The 18,354-nt window shown below is 57.6% G+C and carries 14 protein-coding genes; 9 read left to right on the forward strand and 5 right to left on the reverse strand.

Annotation, left to right across the window (positions count from 1 at the left end):
• The first annotated feature begins 21 nt into the window (after window positions 1–21).
• The 3 genes from dctP (at window position 22) to R0J87_RS12320 (ending at window position 3,013) form a co-directional block, all read left to right on the forward strand.
• Window positions 22–1,125 (forward strand): TRAP transporter substrate-binding protein DctP, encoded by a 1,104-nt coding sequence (dctP, locus tag R0J87_RS12310; RefSeq protein ID WP_253507664.1) that lies wholly within the window; start codon window positions 22–24, stop codon window positions 1,123–1,125.
• A gap of 62 nt (window positions 1,126–1,187) precedes the next feature.
• Entirely contained in the window at window positions 1,188–1,691 is a 504-nt protein-coding gene (locus tag R0J87_RS12315) for a TRAP transporter small permease subunit (protein WP_083024367.1), read from the forward strand.
• The gene (locus R0J87_RS12320; RefSeq protein WP_498886423.1) at window positions 1,688–3,013 is read left to right on the forward strand and encodes a TRAP transporter large permease; all 1,326 of its coding nucleotides are present in this window, start codon (window positions 1,688–1,690) and stop codon (window positions 3,011–3,013) included. The genes R0J87_RS12315 and R0J87_RS12320 overlap by 4 nt, the downstream gene beginning before the upstream one ends.
• Window positions 3,014–3,089: 76 nt before the next feature.
• Here the strand turns inward: R0J87_RS12320 and R0J87_RS12325 are convergent, their stop codons facing one another.
• Window positions 3,090–4,097, reverse strand: coding sequence for a LacI family DNA-binding transcriptional regulator (locus R0J87_RS12325; RefSeq protein WP_498886425.1), 1,008 nt, complete (start codon window positions 4,095–4,097; stop codon window positions 3,090–3,092).
• Window positions 4,098–4,122: 25 nt separating this feature from the next.
• Window positions 4,123–5,061, reverse strand: a complete 939-nt coding sequence (locus R0J87_RS12330) for a 3-hydroxyacyl-CoA dehydrogenase (protein ID WP_498886426.1) — start codon at window positions 5,059–5,061, stop codon at window positions 4,123–4,125.
• A 236-nt stretch (window positions 5,062–5,297) separates the two neighbouring features.
• Here R0J87_RS12330 and hisD point away from each other — a divergent pair, with 236 nt between their 5' ends.
• The 3 genes from hisD (at window position 5,298) to R0J87_RS12345 (ending at window position 9,228) form a co-directional block, all read left to right on the forward strand.
• Window positions 5,298–6,608 (forward strand): histidinol dehydrogenase, encoded by a 1,311-nt coding sequence (gene hisD / locus R0J87_RS12335; protein ID WP_498886428.1) that lies wholly within the window; start codon window positions 5,298–5,300, stop codon window positions 6,606–6,608.
• Window positions 6,605–7,357, forward strand: a complete 753-nt coding sequence (locus R0J87_RS12340; RefSeq protein ID WP_498886429.1) for an SDR family NAD(P)-dependent oxidoreductase — start codon at window positions 6,605–6,607, stop codon at window positions 7,355–7,357. The genes hisD and R0J87_RS12340 overlap by 4 nt, the downstream gene beginning before the upstream one ends.
• A gap of 170 nt (window positions 7,358–7,527) precedes the next feature.
• The gene (locus tag R0J87_RS12345) at window positions 7,528–9,228 is read left to right on the forward strand and encodes an ABC transporter permease (RefSeq protein WP_498886430.1); all 1,701 of its coding nucleotides are present in this window, start codon (window positions 7,528–7,530) and stop codon (window positions 9,226–9,228) included.
• 13 nt (window positions 9,229–9,241) lie between these two features.
• Here the strand turns inward: R0J87_RS12345 and R0J87_RS12350 are convergent, their stop codons facing one another.
• Window positions 9,242–10,339 carry an ABC transporter ATP-binding protein gene (locus R0J87_RS12350; protein WP_404343518.1) on the reverse strand — a complete coding sequence of 366 codons (1,098 nt, stop codon included), beginning with the start codon at window positions 10,337–10,339 and terminating at the stop codon, window positions 9,242–9,244.
• A gap of 224 nt (window positions 10,340–10,563) precedes the next feature.
• Between R0J87_RS12350 and R0J87_RS12355 the strand changes: the two genes are divergently transcribed.
• Window positions 10,564–11,589 (forward strand): Fe(3+) ABC transporter substrate-binding protein, encoded by a 1,026-nt coding sequence (locus R0J87_RS12355; protein ID WP_498886432.1) that lies wholly within the window; start codon window positions 10,564–10,566, stop codon window positions 11,587–11,589.
• A gap of 116 nt (window positions 11,590–11,705) precedes the next feature.
• Here R0J87_RS12355 and polA read toward each other — a convergent pair whose 3' ends face one another.
• Complete coding sequence (gene polA, locus R0J87_RS12360; protein WP_498886434.1) at window positions 11,706–14,471, reverse strand: DNA polymerase I; 2,766 nt, start codon at window positions 14,469–14,471, stop codon at window positions 11,706–11,708.
• A 174-nt stretch (window positions 14,472–14,645) separates the two neighbouring features.
• On the opposite strand from polA, the gene R0J87_RS12365 reads away from it, so the two are divergent.
• Together R0J87_RS12365 and speA are read left to right on the forward strand one after the other, a co-directional pair.
• Window positions 14,646–15,602: a homoserine kinase gene (locus R0J87_RS12365; protein WP_498886436.1), complete on the forward strand. Its 957-nt coding sequence runs from the start codon at window positions 14,646–14,648 to the stop codon at window positions 15,600–15,602.
• Window positions 15,602–17,524: a biosynthetic arginine decarboxylase gene (speA, locus tag R0J87_RS12370; protein WP_498886438.1), complete on the forward strand. Its 1,923-nt coding sequence runs from the start codon at window positions 15,602–15,604 to the stop codon at window positions 17,522–17,524. Before R0J87_RS12365 ends, speA begins: the two co-directional genes overlap by 1 nt.
• 123 nt (window positions 17,525–17,647) lie before the next feature.
• On the opposite strand, the gene R0J87_RS12375 is transcribed toward speA, so the two are convergent.
• Complete coding sequence (locus tag R0J87_RS12375; RefSeq protein WP_404343528.1) at window positions 17,648–18,313, reverse strand: fumarylacetoacetate hydrolase family protein; 666 nt, start codon at window positions 18,311–18,313, stop codon at window positions 17,648–17,650.
• Between the last annotated feature and the right edge of the window lie 41 nt (window positions 18,314–18,354).

Consider the following 18,354-nt stretch of genomic DNA (forward strand, 5'->3'; position numbering starts at 1 on the left):
CAAAGTACCAGGAAACACACAATGAAAAAGATCACAAAATTCGCATTGACCAGCCTTGCCGCTGGCGTCGCTTTCGCCGCCCTCACGTCTACCGCCCAAGCCCAAGAGCAGTGGACCATGACCACCACTTGGCCGGAGAACTTGGATCTGATCAAGATTGACCAGCACTGGGCCGAGCTGGTCAACCAGCTGGCCGGTGACGAAGTGCAGATCAATTTCCGTGCAGGCGGCACGCTGATGCCTGGCACCGAAGTGTTTGATGCCACCGAAACCGGTGCGATTCAAGCCGCGGGTGACTGGCCTGGCTACTGGGCGGGCCTGAACCCAGCGTTCTCGCCGCTGGCCACAACGACCAGCCTGTTTAACGCAGTTGACTATATCAACTGGATTCAGCAGTGGGGCGGCCGTGAACTCTATGAAGAAATCTATGGCCAGTACAACATGATGTACCTGCCCTACGCCGCTCTGAATAACGAGTCAGGCTTTATGGGCCGCACGCCGATTGAGAGCATTGCGGACCTGGAAGGCAAGCGCCTGCGTCTTTCTGGCCGTGACCAAGGTCGCGTGCTTGAAGAGCTAGGCGGTTCACAGGTTACGCTGGCCGGTGGCGAAGTGTACCAAGCCATTGAGCGCGGCGTGATTGACGCGGGTGAATTCTCCACCCCCGGCGTTGACTTCAATGCAGGCTTTGCCGAAGTAGCCGAGTACTGGGCCACCCCAGGCTGGCACCAGTCCGCTAGCGTATTCGGCGTCATGATCAACCTGGATGCGTGGAATGCGCTGTCAGAAGAGACTCAACAGAAGCTGAGAATTGCGGCTGACGCCACCATGGCATGGTCACTGGCTTGGTCTGAGCGCGAATCCACAGACGCTACCCAGAAATTTATTGATGCTGGCGTTACCATCAATCAGTTCTCTGACGAAGACTTGGCGCGTATCCAAGAGATCACTAACGAAGTGATCGTGCGCGGTGCCTGTGAAAACCCAGACCACGCCAAGGTATACCATTCCATGGTGACCTACCTTGAAGACTACGCACAATGGCGTGACGTGTCGGCTCCCTTCAACATGAGCCGTACCATGGAGAGCCTGCCCTCACTGGAAGAGATCGAAGCCTGCCTATAAGGCGCTTCTGTGCCGCCCCGGGGGACCGGGGCGGTTTTTTGTGCTGACTGCGGAGATCTTCCATGAACGCGATTGCCAAGGCGATCGATGCATTTAACGAGCTGTTTGGCCGTATAGTCGCACCGTTAATTGCCATCATTACCCTGATTGTTCTGTACGACATTGCCTCACGTTTTTTCTTTGGCCGCCCCAGCGACTGGGCGTTTGACGTCACCAAAATGCTGTTTGGTGCTCACTTTATGCTGATGGCCGCTTACGGGCTGCGCCACCACGCTCACGTCGAGGTCGACGTAGTGAAGCGTCTGTTATCTCGCAAGAAACAGGCTGTGTTTGAAGTGATTGGATACCTCGTCTTCTTCGTTCCGTTTATTTGGCTGTTGCTCACCTACGGCTGGAGCTTCTTTGAGCGCTCTTTTTCCCGTGGTGAAACGACTTACGGCATGGTTTCAATTCCTGTTTATCCGGTAAAAGGCGTTATCGTCGTGGCAGCAGTGCTTATTTTGCTACAGGCGGTTGCCATCGTGCTGCGCGCCATCATGCAGCTGCGTGAGGAGAAATCCGCATGAGTGCCGAACTGCTAACGCTAGTAATGTTTGGTGGGCTGCTAGTGGGCCTATTTATGGGCCATCCGCTGGCGTTCGTGCTGGGCGGTATGGCGGTGATTGGTGCCTACCTCGGTCCTGGCATTAATACCCTGGGCATTATTATTAACAACGTCTATGGCAACGCCATGGATAACTATGTACTGGTCGCCATTCCGCTGTTTATTTTGATGGCACGTTTTCTCAACGACTCTGGCGTGACAGAAAAGATGTTTGACGCCATGCGTTTGCTGCTGGCGAACGTGCGCGGCGGCCTCGCCTTAACCGTCGTTGTTGTTTCTGTACTGCTGGCCGCCACCACCGGCATCGTCGGGGCCTCTATTGCCGTGATGGGCATGATCGCCATGGTGCCCATGCTTAAGTACGGCTACAACAAAGAGCTAAGCGCGGGTGTCATTATGGCCAGCGGCTGCCTGGGCATTCTGATTCCGCCCAGCATTATGCTGATTCTGATGGCCAGCTACTCGCCTGTGTCCGTGGGTGCGCTGTTTGCTGGTGCGTTAATCCCCGGCCTACTGTTAGGCGTGATGTACGCGCTGTATGTGGTGCTTATCTGCTGGCTGAAACCCAGCTACGGCCCCAAAGTGCCGAAAGAGGAGCGCGCGGAAGTCAGCACCAAAGAGCTGCTCATTATGCTGGGCAAGTACGTGGTGCCGCCGATGTCGCTGATTTTGGGCGTACTGGGCGCACTCTTTACCGGCATTGCCACCGCCACGGAAGCATCCGCAATTGGCGTGTTTATCGCGTTTGTGCTGTTTTTAATCTTTGGCGACCGCAAGCTCTCAACCTGCTACAACACGCTCATCGAAGCGGGCAAAACCACGACCATGGTGATGTTGGTACTGGTGGGGGCAACGGCATTTACCGGCGTGTTCTCGATTGGCGGCGGCATGACCGTGATCAGTGACTTTGTACTCGCCATGCCGGGCGGCACCTTTGGTGCGCTGCTGCTGATGCTGTTCCTGGTCTTTATTCTGGGTATGTTCCTGGATTGGACCGGCATCGTGCTGCTGAGCTTCCCGATTATGCTGCCGATCATTGCTCAGATGGGCGTTGACGTGCTGTGGTTCGTGGTAATGGTTGCGGTGGTGCTGCAGACCTCCTTCCTCACGCCGCCGTTTGGCTATGCACTGTTCTATCTGAAAGGGGTCGCCCCGCCAGGGGTGGAGATCGTTGACCTCTATAAAGCAGTCATACCGTTTGTCGCGATCATTATCGTCGCGTGCATCCTGATGTCGATCTTCCCTGCTCTGATCACAGGGCTACCCAGTATGCTGTTAGGCTAACCATCGCTAACGCAGCCTCTTTACACGCCGCCTTGTTCTCACAAGGCGGCGTGTTCGTTTCGGGTTGGTGAATCACTCAACGCTGCGAGCGGGCACTGTCTCGTACAATGGGCGTCACCGGCAGCACTTTGCGTTCGCCGGTCACCTGCCCGCTGGCAATTTGCCCCAGCAGTAACGCGGTGGCTTCGTCGACCATGGCTTCAATAGGCTGTTGCACGGTGGTGAGCTGATAGCTGGGCCACGCGGCGACCGGAATGTTATCAAACCCCACCACCGCCACCTCATTGGGAACCTGCAAACCTAGCTCGGCCTTCAAGGTATCGATCACCGCAATGGCCATATGATCGTTGGCCGCAAACACCGCATCGGGATAAATGTCTGCTTTAAAGAGCGCTCGCGTGGCGGCTTGTGCGGTAGCGAAGTTATAGTCGCCGACTGCTTCCGCCCAACAGGCCACACCGTGCTCGGTAAGTGCATCTAGAAAACCCTGCCGCCGCTGGCTACTGGTGGAGGAGTCTGCCAACCCTGCCAAAAATGCAATGCGCTCGAAGCCGCTTTCCACCAAATGTTGGCCCACCCAATATCCGCCGCGATAGTTATCGCTGGCGACTTGGCTAACGCCTTCAAAAGCGACCGTGCGATTGATCATCACCACCGGAATGCCCCTGGCAACACACTCTTTGGCCAGGGACGACGACAGCGTGGCGGCTAACATTAAGATACCGTCTGCTTGGCTTTGCAGAATATCCGACATGACGCTGGCGGTTTCCTGCTCATCGCTGCTCATAAACAGCAGCAGGTGATAGCCGTGCTGCTGAAAACGCCTTGATGCGTACTCCAGCATTTGCGCATAAAAAGGGTTATCCAACTGCGACATCACCACCGCAATGGTGCGCGATGAGCGGGTAATCAGCGAACGGGCAATCGCATTGGGTCGATAGCCGAGCTGCTGAGCAGCGGCCAGCACTTTCTCCTTCGTTTTGGGTGCAATACTCGCGTTTGGGGAGAAGCAGCGGCTCACCGCTGATTGCGACACTCCGGCAAGGTTAGCCACTTCCTGGGAGGTTACTGGCCGTTTTCTCATGATTACCTCTGTGATAGGCAGGCCGCTACGACGCGGGCTGCTGGCGCTTGTGGCCCATGAGCGCCATTAAACGCCGGTCACGCCACACCTGGCGTTCAGCGAGTTGGTGGCTGGCCAACGCCGCGCGTCGTTCGTCGTCTAAGCGCTGTAACGTGGCGTCTTCCCACGGGTTATCGCCGCTACGCTGAAGGTCTACATCACGATACAGCGGGCCATAGCGGGCGGCGTAGTCGACCACACCGGCAGGCGCATTTAAATCAATTGTTTCAAAGGGACCCATAAACGACCAGCGCAGGCCCAGGCCATGCTTCACGGTTTTATCCAGGTCTTCTGCGGAAACATAGCCATCGCGAAACAAACGCAGCGCCTCATTCAACAGCGCCCCCTGCAAACGGTTCAGGATAAACCCTTGCACCTCTTTTGCCACCAGGATGGGCTCTTGCCCCACCTGATGCATCAGCGCCATGGTGCGCTCGACGGTGTCGGTACTCGTGGTGTCACTAGGCGCGACTTCCACCAGTGGAATTAGGTAAGGGGGATTCACCGGGTGAGCCACCAAACAGCGCTCTGGATGCGTTAAATGGCCCGTAAACCGCGACGCAACGATGCCTGATGTCGAACTCGCCAAAATCGTCTTCGCCTCCACCACGGCTTCTAACTGGGTATACATCGCCTGCTTGACCGCTACATTTTCTGGCCCACACTCCTGCACATACTCAACGCCAACCATGGCAAGCGCCAGGTCTGGCTGGCATTCAATACGCGCCAAAATAGCCGCAGGCTCCTCATCAACTAACCCGGCCCGATGCAGGTCTTGCAATGACGCAGCGATCAGCTCACCCGCACTTTCAAGCTGCGCGGCATCCACATCGTATAGCCGCACCGGCAAGCCGGCCCGCGCAAACACAATCGCCCACGCACGACCAATTAACCCAGCCCCTACCACTGCCACTTGAGTCGCCATTATTCGTCCCGCCTTTGTTGTTAGCATGTTATGAGCAGCGTTTTACCCCTCACGATAACGGCCCGCTCAGCACGCGTTATCGCATCTCAACATAGCACGGCAACAAAGCATTTGCATTCGTATGCAACAGCGCCTAGCCTTACGCAATGCCAGCGTCCAAACGATGTTCTCATAACAATGCTGGCCGTGATTCCTTCACATTCCTGCGACCACCACAATACCAATAAGGAGCGTTTATGATTCGCCACCTCAAAGCCGGTGCCTCCGTTGAAACCCGCGCCGAAGCCGACCGCCAAGTACGTGAAACCGTAGAAAAAAACTTGGCAGACATTCAAGCCCGCGGCGACCAAGCCGTGCGCGACCTATCGGAAAAGTTTGATCACTGGTCACCTGAAAGCTTTCGCCTGAGCGAGGCCGATATTGCACATGCAATGAGCCAAGTCGTCGAACGCGATTTGGAAGATATCCGCTTTGCCCAGGCGCAAATCCGCCGTTTTGCAGAAGCCCAGCTGGCCTCCATGCAGCCGGTGGAAATTGAGACCCGCCCAGGCGTCATCCTTGGCCACAAACATGTGCCGATCAACGCAGTGGGCTGCTACATCCCTGGCGGTGCTTACCCCATGGTGGCATCAGCCCATATGAGCGTTCTGACGGCAAAAATCGCCGGTGTGAAGCGCGTCATTGCGGCAGCCCCGCCTTATAAGGGAAAACCGCACCCTGCGATTGTGGCGGCTATGCATTTGGCCGGTGCCGATGAAATCTTAGTTCTGGGCGGCGTGCAGGCCGTTGGCGCGATGGCCATTGGCACCGACACCATCGAGCCGGTCGATATGCTGGTAGGCCCAGGCAACGCGTTTGTTGCCGAAGCTAAGCGCCAGCTATATGGCCGTGTGGGTATTGACCTATTTGCAGGCCCCACCGAAACGCTGGTAATTGCCGATGAGAGCGTCGACGGCCTGCTGTGTGCGACCGACTTACTGGGGCAAGCGGAACACGGCCCCACCTCTCCTGCGGCGCTACTCACCAACTCTGAAAAACTGGCACAGGACACCTTAGCGGCCATTGAAGAACTGCTACAAAAACTGCCCACCGCCGAGATTGCGCGCCAAGCGTGGGAAACCCACGGGGAAATTATTGTCTGCGACAGCCATGACGAAATGCTGCAAGTCGCCAACGACATGGCCTACGAGCACGTGCAGGTGATGACAGAAGACCCAGACTTTTACCTTAACAACATGACCAACTATGGGGCGCTGTTCCTTGGCCCGCGCACCAACGTTGCTTACGGCGACAAGGTCATCGGCACTAATCACACTCTGCCAACGAAAAAAGCGGCGCGCTATACCGGCGGCCTGTGGGTCGGTAAATTCTTAAAAACCTGCACTTACCAACGCGTATTAACCGACGAAGCCTCAGCTGAGATTGGCAGCTACTGCTCACGGCTATGCACCCTGGAAGGGTTTGCAGGCCACGCTGAACAGGCCAACGAGCGGGTACGCCGCTATGGTAAGCGAGACGTTCCTTACGCCTCAGCGGTGGATGCATGAACCTACCGCGCACGCCCAGCCTGCAGTTAACCGGAAAGCGCGCGCTGGTCACCGGCGCAAGCCAAGGTATTGGCTTTGCTTGCGCCTGCGCGCTCGCTCAGGCGGGTGCGTGTGTCACTTTGGTAGCACGCAATGAAGAGACGTTAAATAGTGCTGTCAGCGCCCTGCGTGCGGCTGGCTTACAGGCCAAAGGGCTTGCCTTGGATGTCAGCGACCACGACGCACTGCAAAAAGCGATAGCAGGACAAGCGTTCGATATTCTGGTCAATAATGCGGGCACTAACCGGCCCAAACCGCTCAACGAGATCACCGACGATGACTATGCAGCGGTCATGGATCTCAATGTCCGTGCTACGTATTTCATCACCCAAGCCGTGGTGAAGCATATGCCTGCGGGCGGCAGCGTGATCAATACCTCATCGCAAATGGGCCATGTGGGGGCGATCAACCGCAGCCTCTACTGTGCGTCTAAAGCCGCCGTAGAAGGGATGACAAAAGCCATGGCAGTGGAGCTAGGCCCAAGGGAAATTCGCGTAAACACCTTGTGCCCGACCTTTATCGAAACCCCCATGACGAAGCCCTTCTTTGAAGAGCCCGGCTTTAGGGAGCGTGTGCTGGCTAACATCCCCTTAGGGCGATTAGGCCAGATTGAAGACCTGATGGGCCCGGTGGTGTTTTTAGCTTCTCCTGCGTCCGCCTTGGTCACGGGCAGCGCGCTAATGGTCGATGGCGGCTGGACTGCACACTAACCGCTCGCTGTCTGTCGTATAGCGCCTGTCACAACGAACCCTGCCCTTCGGCAGGGTTTTTTAATCGTCTGAGGGTTAGCTGCACCCTACTGGCGCAAGTGATACTATTTGCACCCGCTATTTTTTCGCATTGACGAGCCACGCTGCCCCTCGTCCAAGGAGACAACGACGTGTCTACGCCTGCTCGCCGGTCACCATCGGCTCTGCTTTCAGGTTTTGCTTCACGCTTTACGCTGTCGCTTAACCCTTGGTCAATTGCCCTGTTTTTCATTGCTTTGGTGGTCGCCCTGCCCATTCTGGTGGTGCTCGGCCATATCGTGATGCCCACTGAGGGCGTGTGGGAGCACCTCGCCACCACCGTTTTGCCGCGCTATCTATCGAATACATTTTGGTTGGTGCTATGGGTAGGGTTAGGGACGCTGGTGATTGGCACCGGGACGGCTTGGCTGGTGGTGATGTGCCGCTTTCCCGGTAAGCGCTTGTTTGAGTGGGCGCTACTACTGCCGTTGGCTGTGCCGACTTACGTCATCGCCTATGCCTACACTGATTTCCTGCAGGTGGCGGGGCCGCTACAAAGCCTGCTGCGGGAGTGGTTTAACTGGCAGGTCGGCGACTACTACTTCCCCAATGTACGCTCGTTGGGGGGCGCTGCCACGCTGATCACCTTCGTGCTTTACCCCTATGTATACCTGCTGGCCCGCGCTTCCTTCTTAGAGCAGTCGGTGTGCGTATTGGATGTTGGCCGCACGCTAGGGCGCGGCCCTTGGCGGCTATTTGCCAGCGTGGCGCTGCCGCTGGCACGCCCGGCGCTGGTGGGCGGCGTCTCGCTGGTGCTGATGGAAACGCTCAATGAGTTTGGCGCGGTGCAGTTTTTTGGGGTGGATACCTTTACCACGGGTATTTACCGCACCTGGTTTGGCCTAGGCGAGCCAATTGCTGCGGCCCAGCTGGCCGCCTGCTTACTCACCTTCGTGATTGCCTTTGTGCTACTGGAGCGCTGGTCGCGGGGTAAGCGTCGCTACTTCCATACCACCAACCGCTATCAGCAGCTGCCGGAGTATCGCCTGCACGGCTGGCACGCGGTGGGCGCAACGCTGGCCTGCCTGCTGCCCATTACCGTTGGCTTTTTACTGCCCAGCGGCATTCTGCTGGAAATGGCGATTACCACCGGCGACAGCCTGTTTGGCACGCGCTTTGTCGGCTTTGCGATCAACAGTCTGAGCCTTGCCACGGTGGCCGCGCTGATTGCCGTAGGGCTGGCAGTGCTGCTGAGCTACGGCGTGCGGCTGCACAATTCTCCCAGTGCGCGGTTGTTTACCCGCATTGCGGCCATGGGATACGCCATCCCCGGATCGGTGGTGGCCGTGGGCATTTTGATTCCGTTTGCCTGGCTGGATAACGCGCTCAACACTTGGCTTCATGCCCATTACGATAAGATCATTGGCCTGGTGTTTAGCGGCACGGCGTTTATTTTGATTTATGCCTATGTGGTGCGCTTCCTGGCGGTGTCGTTTAACGCCGTCGAGGCGAGCCTGGGCAAGGTAACGCCGAGCATGGACGCAGCCTCGCGCACCCTAGGGCAAACCGCCGGCGGCACGCTGCGCCGCATTCATACGCCGCTGATGCGCAGCAGCCTGCTGGCTGCCGGAATTCTGGTATTTGTGGATGTAATGAAGGAGCTGCCCGCCACGATTATTCTGCGGCCGTTTAACTTCGACACGCTGGCGGTGCGCGCTCACAGCTTGGCGTCTGATGAGCGCTTGGCAGAGGCGTCTACCGCATCGCTCACCATTGTAGTGGTGGGGATTTTACCGGTGATTCTGCTCAGCTTGGCAATGCGCCGGGCGCGGCCGGGCAGCCAAGCTGAGTAATGAAGACGCGCAACTAACGCGGAAAGATAAACACCTGGGAGTGGTCGAGGTCGATATCGATCGGCTGGCCCTCCTGGGGTAGGAAAACGCCCGGCACCCGTGCGTGCAGGTGAGCTTCCTGACCATCCACACCGTGGGCGCAGAGGTGAATCAAGCTAGTGCGACCCAGCAGTTTCGCCATCACCACGTGGCTGTGGCTGTGCGCCTCCGCTGGTAAATCGCGCTCTTTAATGCGCAGCGCCTCAGGGCGAATCATCACCTGGGCGGCGCTGCCTTCTGGTAGCCAGCTGGCATCCACTGCGCCCACCGGCGTTTGCACGACCCCGCCTTGCACCACGCCTTCCAGCTCGTTCACTTCACCGAAAAAAGTCACCACAAACGGATCAACTGGTGCGCAGTAAAGCTCTCGCGGCGTGCCCGTTTGAACGATTTGGCCATCTCGCATCAGCGCGATACGGTCAGCCATAAACATCGCTTCTTCCGGGTCGTGGGTTACCAGCAGCGTGGCCGAGCCCAACTTTTTCAACACGTGCAGCGTATCGTCGCGGATACGGTCTCGCAGCCGAGCATCCAGGCTTGAGAAGGGCTCGTCCAGCAGCATCAGCTTAGGCGTGGGTGCAAGGGCACGCGCCAGCGCCACACGCTGCTGCTGGCCACCTGAGAGCATGTGCGGATAGGTGTCGGCGTAATCGGCCATACCTAGCTGCGCTAGCAGCTCAAGCGCACGTTCACGGCGCTGACTACCGGGGAGATGCTTTAAACCGAAGGTGACATTTTCCACCACGCTCAGATGGGGAAACAGTGCCGAATCTTGAAAGGCCAAGCCGACGTTGCGCTTTTCCGGCGGCACATGGCGCTTACCAGGGGCGGCAATGGTCTGCTCTTCCAGGCTGACCGTGCCTTCTTGGACGACTTCCAAACCCGCCGCGATGCGCAGCAGCGTGGTTTTACCGCAGCCAGAAGGGCCTAGCAGGCAGACTACTTCGCCCTGAGCAATATCAAGATCGATGCCTTTAACGACTTTATTGGCCGCAAACGTATGCTGAACACCGCGTAGCGACAGCGCCGATGCGGGCGCCGCCACCTCAGTAAGTGACACAGTTGCCGTCATTCGTTCACCCATGGTTTGTTCGTTGAGAGCGTTTTTACGCGCTGCCATTGCGAACACGGTTGAAAGTTATTTGCATTCTATTTTCTATTGGCACCAGATGCACGCTTATGCATAAAAAGTGATGAGTGTCATTAGCATTTCGCTTGACGCGCGTCGAACAAGGCGTTTCAATACGAACCGGCGCTAATGCAACTTATTATCATAAACATTCAGGGTAATTTTTTATGAAAAAAGCACGTCTGACGGCTTCCGTCGCCGCCATCATGGCCGGTTCTGCGTTTGCCAGCAGCGCACTCGCTAACGAAGTTAACATCTACTCTGCGCGTCACTACGACTCTGACGAAATTCTCTACCAAGCGTTCACTGACGAAACCGGTATTGAAGTGAACGTGCTGGAAGGCGACGCCAACCAGCTGATGGAGCGTATGCAGCGTGAAGGCGTGGCGAGCCCTGCTGATGTCATGCTGACCGTGGATGCGGGCAACCTGTGGCGTGCTGAGCAAGACGGTCTGTTCCAAAGCGTTGAGTCTGATGTGCTCAACGAGCGCCTGCCAGAATCCATGCGTCATCCGGAAGGCATGTGGTTTGGTTTTAGCCAGCGTGCACGCGTTATTTTCTACAACCGCGAAAACTTCGACCCAAGCCAGATCTCTACCTACGAAGATCTCGCTGACCCGCAGTTTGAAGGCCAAGTGTGCATTCGCTCTTCCAACAACATCTATAACCAGTCCTTGCTGGCATCGATGATTGAGCATCACGGCGAAGAAGGCGCGCAAGAGTGGGCCCAAGGCGTTGTGAATAACATGGCGCGTGACCCGGAAGGTGGTGACACCGACCAAATTCTTGGCGTTGCCAGCGGCGAATGTGGCGTAGCCGTGGCTAACCACTACTACTACGTGCGTATGCTGCACTCTGACGATGCAGCCGAGCGCGAAGCCGCCCGCAAAGTCGGCGTAATTTTCCCCAACCAAGATGACCGTGGCACCCACGTCAACGTCGGCGGCGCGGGCCTCGTTGCCAACGCACAGAACCCGGAAAACGGCATTCGCTTCCTGGAGTTCCTGGCCTCTGACCAAGCGCAAGAAGTGCTGGCCGACCGTAACTATGAGTTCCCGGTCGTTGAAGGCGTGAAGAAAAACCCGGTACTGGAGTCTTGGGGCGATTTTGCCAAAGACGACATCAACATCAGCATCCTGGGTGAGAACAACCCGGAAGCGGTACGTATTTTCGACCGCGTTAGCTGGCGTTAAGCGCGTCTTAAGCACCCGCGGTTTTTAAAGCCCGGTGTCTAAGTAACGCACTAACAACCACCCCCGCAGCGAGCGCTGCGGGGGTGGTTCGTTATTGGCGGGTACTCACTCGTTCGTTAGTGGGCTTCATCCCAATTCGCGCCGCTTTGCGCTTCCACAATCAGCGGTACGCTGAGCGAGGCTGCGGCCTGCATGCGTGCCTGCACTTGCTCAATAAAGCGCTCTACCTGCGCCTCGGCCACCTCGAACACCAATTCATCGTGTACCTGCATGACCATCAGGGCATCGAACTCTCCTTCCGCTAGCCACGCATCCACATCAATCATCGCCTGTTTGATGATATCCGCCGCCGTGCCCTGCATCGGCGCGTTGATAGCCGTGCGTTCGGCCCCCTGGCGGCGGTTGCGGTTTTGCGAGTGAATCTCAGGCAGATATAAGCGCCGCCCCATCACGGTTTCCACAAAGCCATCTTCCGCTGCCTGGGTACGAATGCGGTCCATATAGCGGGCCACGCCGGGGTAGCGATCAAAGTAACGGTCGATGTAGGTTTGCGCCTGGTTGCGGTCGATGTGCAGCTGGCGGGAAAGCCCCCAGGCGCTCATACCGTAAATCAAGCCAAAGTTGATGGCTTTAGCACTGCGGCGCTGGTCGGCGGTGACCTTTTCTAATGAGGTACTGAAGACCTCCGCCGCTGTAGCCGTGTGGATATCGCGACCTTCGGCAAACGCTTCCAACAGGCCTTTATCTTCTGAGAGGTGCGCCATAATGCGCAGCTCAATCTGCGAGTAATCCGCCGCCACGATGCGGTAACCGGGGCGCGCCACGAATGCTTGGCGAATCTTACGGCCCTCTTCGGTACGGATGGGAATGTTTTGCAGGTTGGGGTCCGACGACGAAAGCCGCCCGGTGGCCGTGACGGCCTGGTGGTAGCTGGTGTGTACGCGCCCGGTGGTTTTGTTGAGCAGGCGTGGCAGCTTATCGGTGTAGGTGGACTTCAGTTTGGCAAGCCCACGGTGCTGCATAATAACTTTGGGCAGCGGGTAGTCGAGCGCTAGCTCTTCCAACACCGCCTCCGCCGTTGAAGGCGCACCTTTGGGGGTTTTCTTGATCACCGGGATTTTCTGCTCTTCAAACAGAATCTGGCCCAGCTGCTTGGGCGAGCTTAAATTAAACTCGCGCCCTGCCAACTCAAAGGCTTCGCTCTCTAGCTCGCGAATGCGCTGCTCTAGCTGCTGGCTCTGCTGATGCAGGCGCTCGGCATCCAAGGCCACGCCGTTACGCTCAATGCGCGACAGTACATTGATCAGCGGCAGCTCTAAGTGATCCAACACCTGTGCCAAGCGCCCTTCTTGCTCTACCTGCGGGCGCAGCACTTCTTGAAGGCGCAGGGTGATATCCACGTCTTCACAGGCGTAGTGGGCCGCCTGCTCTAGGGCGATTTGATTGAAGGTCAGCTGCTTGGCACCTTTGCCGGCAATCTCTTCAAACGAAATGGTTTTTTCGCCCAGATACTTCAGCGCCAGCGAATCCATGTCGTGGCGGGTCACGGTGGAATTCAGTACATATGACGCCAGCATGGTGTCCGCCAGCGGCCCGACAACAGCAATGTCATAGTTCGCCAGTACGGAGATATCGTACTTGAGGTTTTGGCCAATCTTGGTTTTGGTTGGGTCTTCCAGCAGCGGCTTTAACGCAGCCAGCACGGCGTGGCGGTCAAGCTGTGTGGGGGCATCCAGGTAGTCATGAGCGAGAGGAATATAGGCGGCTTCCCCCGCCTCCAGCGCAATCCCTACCCCGACAATATCGGCATCCATATAGTTAAGGCTGGTGGTTTCTAAATCGAAGCAGAACCGCTCGGCGTTTTGCAACCGCGCAAGCCACTTCTCCCACTGCGCTTGGTCGGTAATCACGTGATCGTCGCGCTGGGTGGGGGCAGCAGCCGGTTCATCGCTGGCGCTTTCAGGGGTAGGCTCGCCGCCTTTTACATCGTCAACGCCCTGGTCTTTCCCTTCCAGCAGCTCGGCAAGCCACTGCTTAAACTCCATCTCTTTATACAGCTCGACCAGCGCTTCGCGGTCTGGGTGGGCAATATCCAAATCATCCAGGCCCACGGGCAGGTCACAGTCAGTTTTAATGGTGGCCAACTGATACGACAGAAACGCCTGCTCGCGATGCTCTTCCAGCTTTTTGGGCAGCGTTTTGGCACCGCGAAAGCTTAGGGTAGTAACGCGCTCTAAATCGCCATAAATCGTGTCTAAGCCGCCGCCCATGCCTTGCAGCAGGCCAATGGCGGTTTTCTCGCCCACCCCAGGCACGCCAGGAATGTTATCTACCTTGTCGCCCATCAGCGCGAGGAAATCGATGATCAGCGCAGGCGGTAGGCCGAACTTCTCCTCCACGCCCGCCTCATCCAGCGTTTCCTCTTTCATGGTGTTAACCAGGGTGATGTGGCGATTGACCAGCTGCGCCATGTCTTTATCGCCGGTGGAAATCACCGCATCGCGGCCTGCTTGGGTCGCGTGGTGAGCCAGTGTGCCTATCACGTCGTCCGCTTCTACCCCTTCAATACACAGCAGCGGCAAGCCCAAGGCCTTTACGCAAGCATGCAGCGGTTTAATTTGGCTGCGCAGGTCATCTGGCATGGGTGGGCGATGGGCTTTGTACTCGCTGTACATCTCATCGCGGAAGGTTTTGCCCGGCGCATCAAAGACCACAGCCATCGGGCTTTCCGGGTAATCTTTGATCAACCGTTTGAGCATATTGATGACCCCCTTCACAGCCCCGGTAGGCTGGCCGTTAGAGGTCGTTAGCGGCGGCAGCGCGTGAAACGCGCGGTAGAGGTACGAAGAGCCATCAACAAGCACGATTGGAGCACGGGCCATAACCAAATTCCATAGTCAGCAAAACAGTGAGAACGTCTATTCCCCAATAATACGCGTTCGACGCTCTGGCTGCAGAAAAGCCCCGCGAAAGACGCCACTCTTGCCGACACAACGCTGCCAACTGGCGCGCCAAGCCGCTACAATAACGGGCTTAGCAACCTGGGCGAGATTCTCATGGCTGTATTTACTCCGCTGAGCGACGCACAGGTCGCCGCGTTTTTAGAAAAATTTGATGTCGGCAGTTTTGTCGCTCTGCAGGGAGTGGCGGGCGGTACGGAAAATTCCACGTTTTTCGTGACCACGGACCGCCGCGAGCTGGTGTTGACCCTGTTTGAACAGGGTGAACATGAAGAGCTGCCCTTTTTTGTTGAGTTACTGGATTACCTAGACGAGCACCGTCTCCCGGTGCCCGGCACTATTCACGACCGCGAAGGCATTGCGCTGCATAGTTTAGCGGGCAAGCCTGCGCTGCTGTTTCCGCGCCTGCCGGGCAAGCACCCCAGCGCCCCTAACCTGGTCCAGTGCCAAGCGCTGGGGTCAACGCTTGGGCGGTTACATAAAGTGTCGCAACACTTCCCCGGCCATCGCCCTAATCCCCGCGATCTTCACTGGCTGCGTGCGGTGCACCATAAAGTGCTCACCTACATCAGCCCCGACGACCAGACGCTGATGAAAAACGAGGTCGATGACTTCGAAGGGGCGTTTGGAGCGTACGGCAAACTGCCCCAGGGGGCGCTGCATGGCGACCTGTTCCGCGATAACACGCTGTTCGAAGACGACGCGCTGGGCGGCATTATCGATTTCTACAATGGCTGCACCGGCGACTTGCTGTTCGATCTGGCGATTGTGATTAACGACTGGGCGTCCAATGAAGACGGCACGCTGAACGCCGAGCGCTACAACGCAATATTAAGCGCCTACCAAGCGCGTCGCCCGCTGACCGAGCATGAGCGCGCGCTCTGGCCTACCATGCTGCGCATGACCGCGCTACGCTATTGGTTGTCGCGGCTGTTAGTGGTCTACGTAGACCCACCGGCACACGACTTAACTCCCCATGACCCCGAGCGCTTCCGCGTGATTCTCAAAGCACGCATCGCGTTTGGCGCACTTCCGATTCCAGAGGCTTCTTAATGAGTGATATGGCAACGACCAGCAGCCCCGCCGTGCGTGCCCGCCGCACTTGGAACATGGACCAGTGGGGCAGCGGCTACTTTGACGTAGACGACCACGGCCAAGCCCTGGTACACCCGCTGGGCAGCGATGCAGAAGGCCCGGCGCTGCCGATCAGTGCATTAGTGCGCCAGCTGCAAACCGCCGGGCTGCGTCTGCCGGTACTGGTGCGCTTTAGCGATATTCTCCATGACCGCGTAGAGCAGCTGTGTGGCGCGTTTGATGCCGCCATGCAGGACGTGGATTACCAAGGCGGCTACACCGCGGTCTATCCGATTAAGGTCAACCAACAGCGCCGTGTGGTCGAAGAAATTCTGGCCACCTCTGAGCGCGGCAATGGCCGGGTGGGTTTGGAAGCCGGTAGCAAGCCTGAACTCCTGGCGGTGCTGGCCCTCTCCGATGGCGGCTCTTCGCTGATCGTGTGTAACGGCTACAAAGACCGTGAATACGTTCGCCTAGCGCTCTTGGGAGAGAAGCTCGGCCACAAAGTGTATCTGGTGGTGGAGAAGCTCTCTGAGCTGGAGCTGATTTTAGAAGAGGCCCGCGAGCTGGATGTGACCCCACGCATTGGCCTGCGCGCGCGGTTGGCCTCGGTCGGCAAAGGTAAGTGGCAGAACACCGGCGGTGAGAAGTCGAAGTTTGGTCTTACCTCCAGCCAAATCCTTGAAGTGGTCGAGACCCTGCGTGCCCAGGATGCCCTGGCCAGCCTGCAGCTGGTGCATTTCCATTTGGGCTCGCAAATCGCCAATATTCGCGATATTCAGCGCGGCCTGCGAGAGTGCGCGCGTTTTTATCAAAACTTGATGAGCCTGGGTGCGCCCATCGACACGGTCGATGTGGGTGGCGGCTTAGGGATCGACTACGAAGGTACCCGCTCGCGCAGCTACTGCTCGGCGAACTACTCCATGCAGGAGTACGCCCGTAACGTGGTCAGCGCGTTTGCCCAGCTGTGCCAAGAGGCTGACCTGCCCCAGCCGCATCTGATCAGTGAGTCTGGTCGCTCGCTGACGGCCCACCACGCGGTGCTGATCACCAATGTGATTGGCGAAGAGCGCGTGAACGACACGCCACCCGAGCGGGCTGACCAAGAAGAAGACCCGCAGGTGGAAGAGCTGTGGCGGGTATACGACCAACTCGCCGATACCCAAGAACCACGGGTACTGGTCGAAGCCTGGCACGATCTGCTGCAAGCGGTTAGCGAGCTGCAAGACCGTTTCGTACTGGGGCTGAGCAATATCAATGCCCGCGCCGAAGGCGAGCGGCTTTATATGGCGGCCTGCGCACGCCTGCGTGGCAAGCTGGACACCCGCAACCGCGCGCACCGGGAAATTATGGACGAGCTGGCCGAAAAATTGGCCGATAAACTGTTCGTTAACTTCTCGCTGTTCCAGTCGGTGCCGGACGTATGGGGTATTGAACAGATTTTCCCCGTACTGCCCCTCTCCGGGCTGGATAAAGCGCCCACTCGCCGCGCGGTGGTTCAAGACATCACCTGCGATTCCGATGGCCGTATCGATAGCTATGTGGATGGCCAAGGGGTGGAAAGCACTCTGCCGCTGCCAGAGTGGGCCAACGACGACGAGCGCTGGCTCGGCTTCTTCTTGGTCGGTGCGTATCAAGAGATTTTGGGTGACCTACACAACCTGTTCGGCGATACCGACTCGGTGGATGCCGCGCTTGGTGAAGACGGTCAGTGGGTGCTCTCTAACCCCCAGGCAGGAGACACCGTTGCCGACGTACTGGCCTACGTGAACTTCGATGCCCGTGTGTTAAAGCAGAAACTCACCGAGCAGCTGATCACCAGCGGTTTCTCGACAGAAGAGCAGGCTCACTTCGCGGCCAGCCTGAGCGAGGGCCTGGAGGGCTACACCTACCTGGAGTAACCCGGCGCGTTTGCAATACTCTATTCAGGACGAGTCAATCGCACATAAAAGGCCACCGAGCGCATCGGTGGCCTTTGTTTTTGCAGCCGCTATTTTGCAGCCACTATCACGCTTTGCTGACCGTTACTCCACCACGCTGGTGTTAATTTCCAGACCGCCAGTGAGGGTCAAGCGCAGCGCAGCGCCACGGGGCAGTTCGCCCACGCCAGCCGGGGTGCCGGTTAAGATCACATCGCCAGGTTCTAGCGTAAAGTGACGGCTCATCTCAGCAACCAACGTAGGAATCGCAAAGATCATATCCGCGCCTTCACCGTGCTGGCGCTCTTCACCGTCGATTTCCAGCGTAAACGCCAGTGCGTTCCAGTTCGGCACGCGGCTTAGCGGAAGAAACGGCGACAGCGGGCAGGCCCCATCAAAAGCCTTGGCAATTTCCCAAGGGTGGCCTTTCTCTTTTAGCTTGGTTTGCACGTCGCGCAGGGTTAAATCCATCGCCAGGCCAATGCCTGCAATGGCGCGCTCCGCTTCGTCTTGAGTGGCGTGGGTTAACGTTTCCCCCACCAGTAACGCCAGCTCAACTTCATAATGTACATCGCCCCGTGAAAACGGCGGGTCGAGCGGCTTGGTTAAATCCACCACGCTGGTAGCGGGCTTGATAAACAGCAGCGGCTCACTGGGAACCGGGTTATCCAACTCTTTGGCGTGGTCGGCATAGTTGCGGCCGACACAGACGACCTTGCCCAGCGTGTGGGGAAACTCCTGACCATCGGTAAACTGTGGAACAAAACGCATGGCGGGTCTTCTCCTTCTCATTATGCGTGCCGCATTCGCAA

This window comes from Halomonas sp. SIMBA_159 (assembly GCF_046536035.1).
In the GTDB taxonomy this organism is placed as follows: Bacteria; Pseudomonadota; Gammaproteobacteria; order Pseudomonadales; family Halomonadaceae; genus Vreelandella; species Vreelandella venusta_A.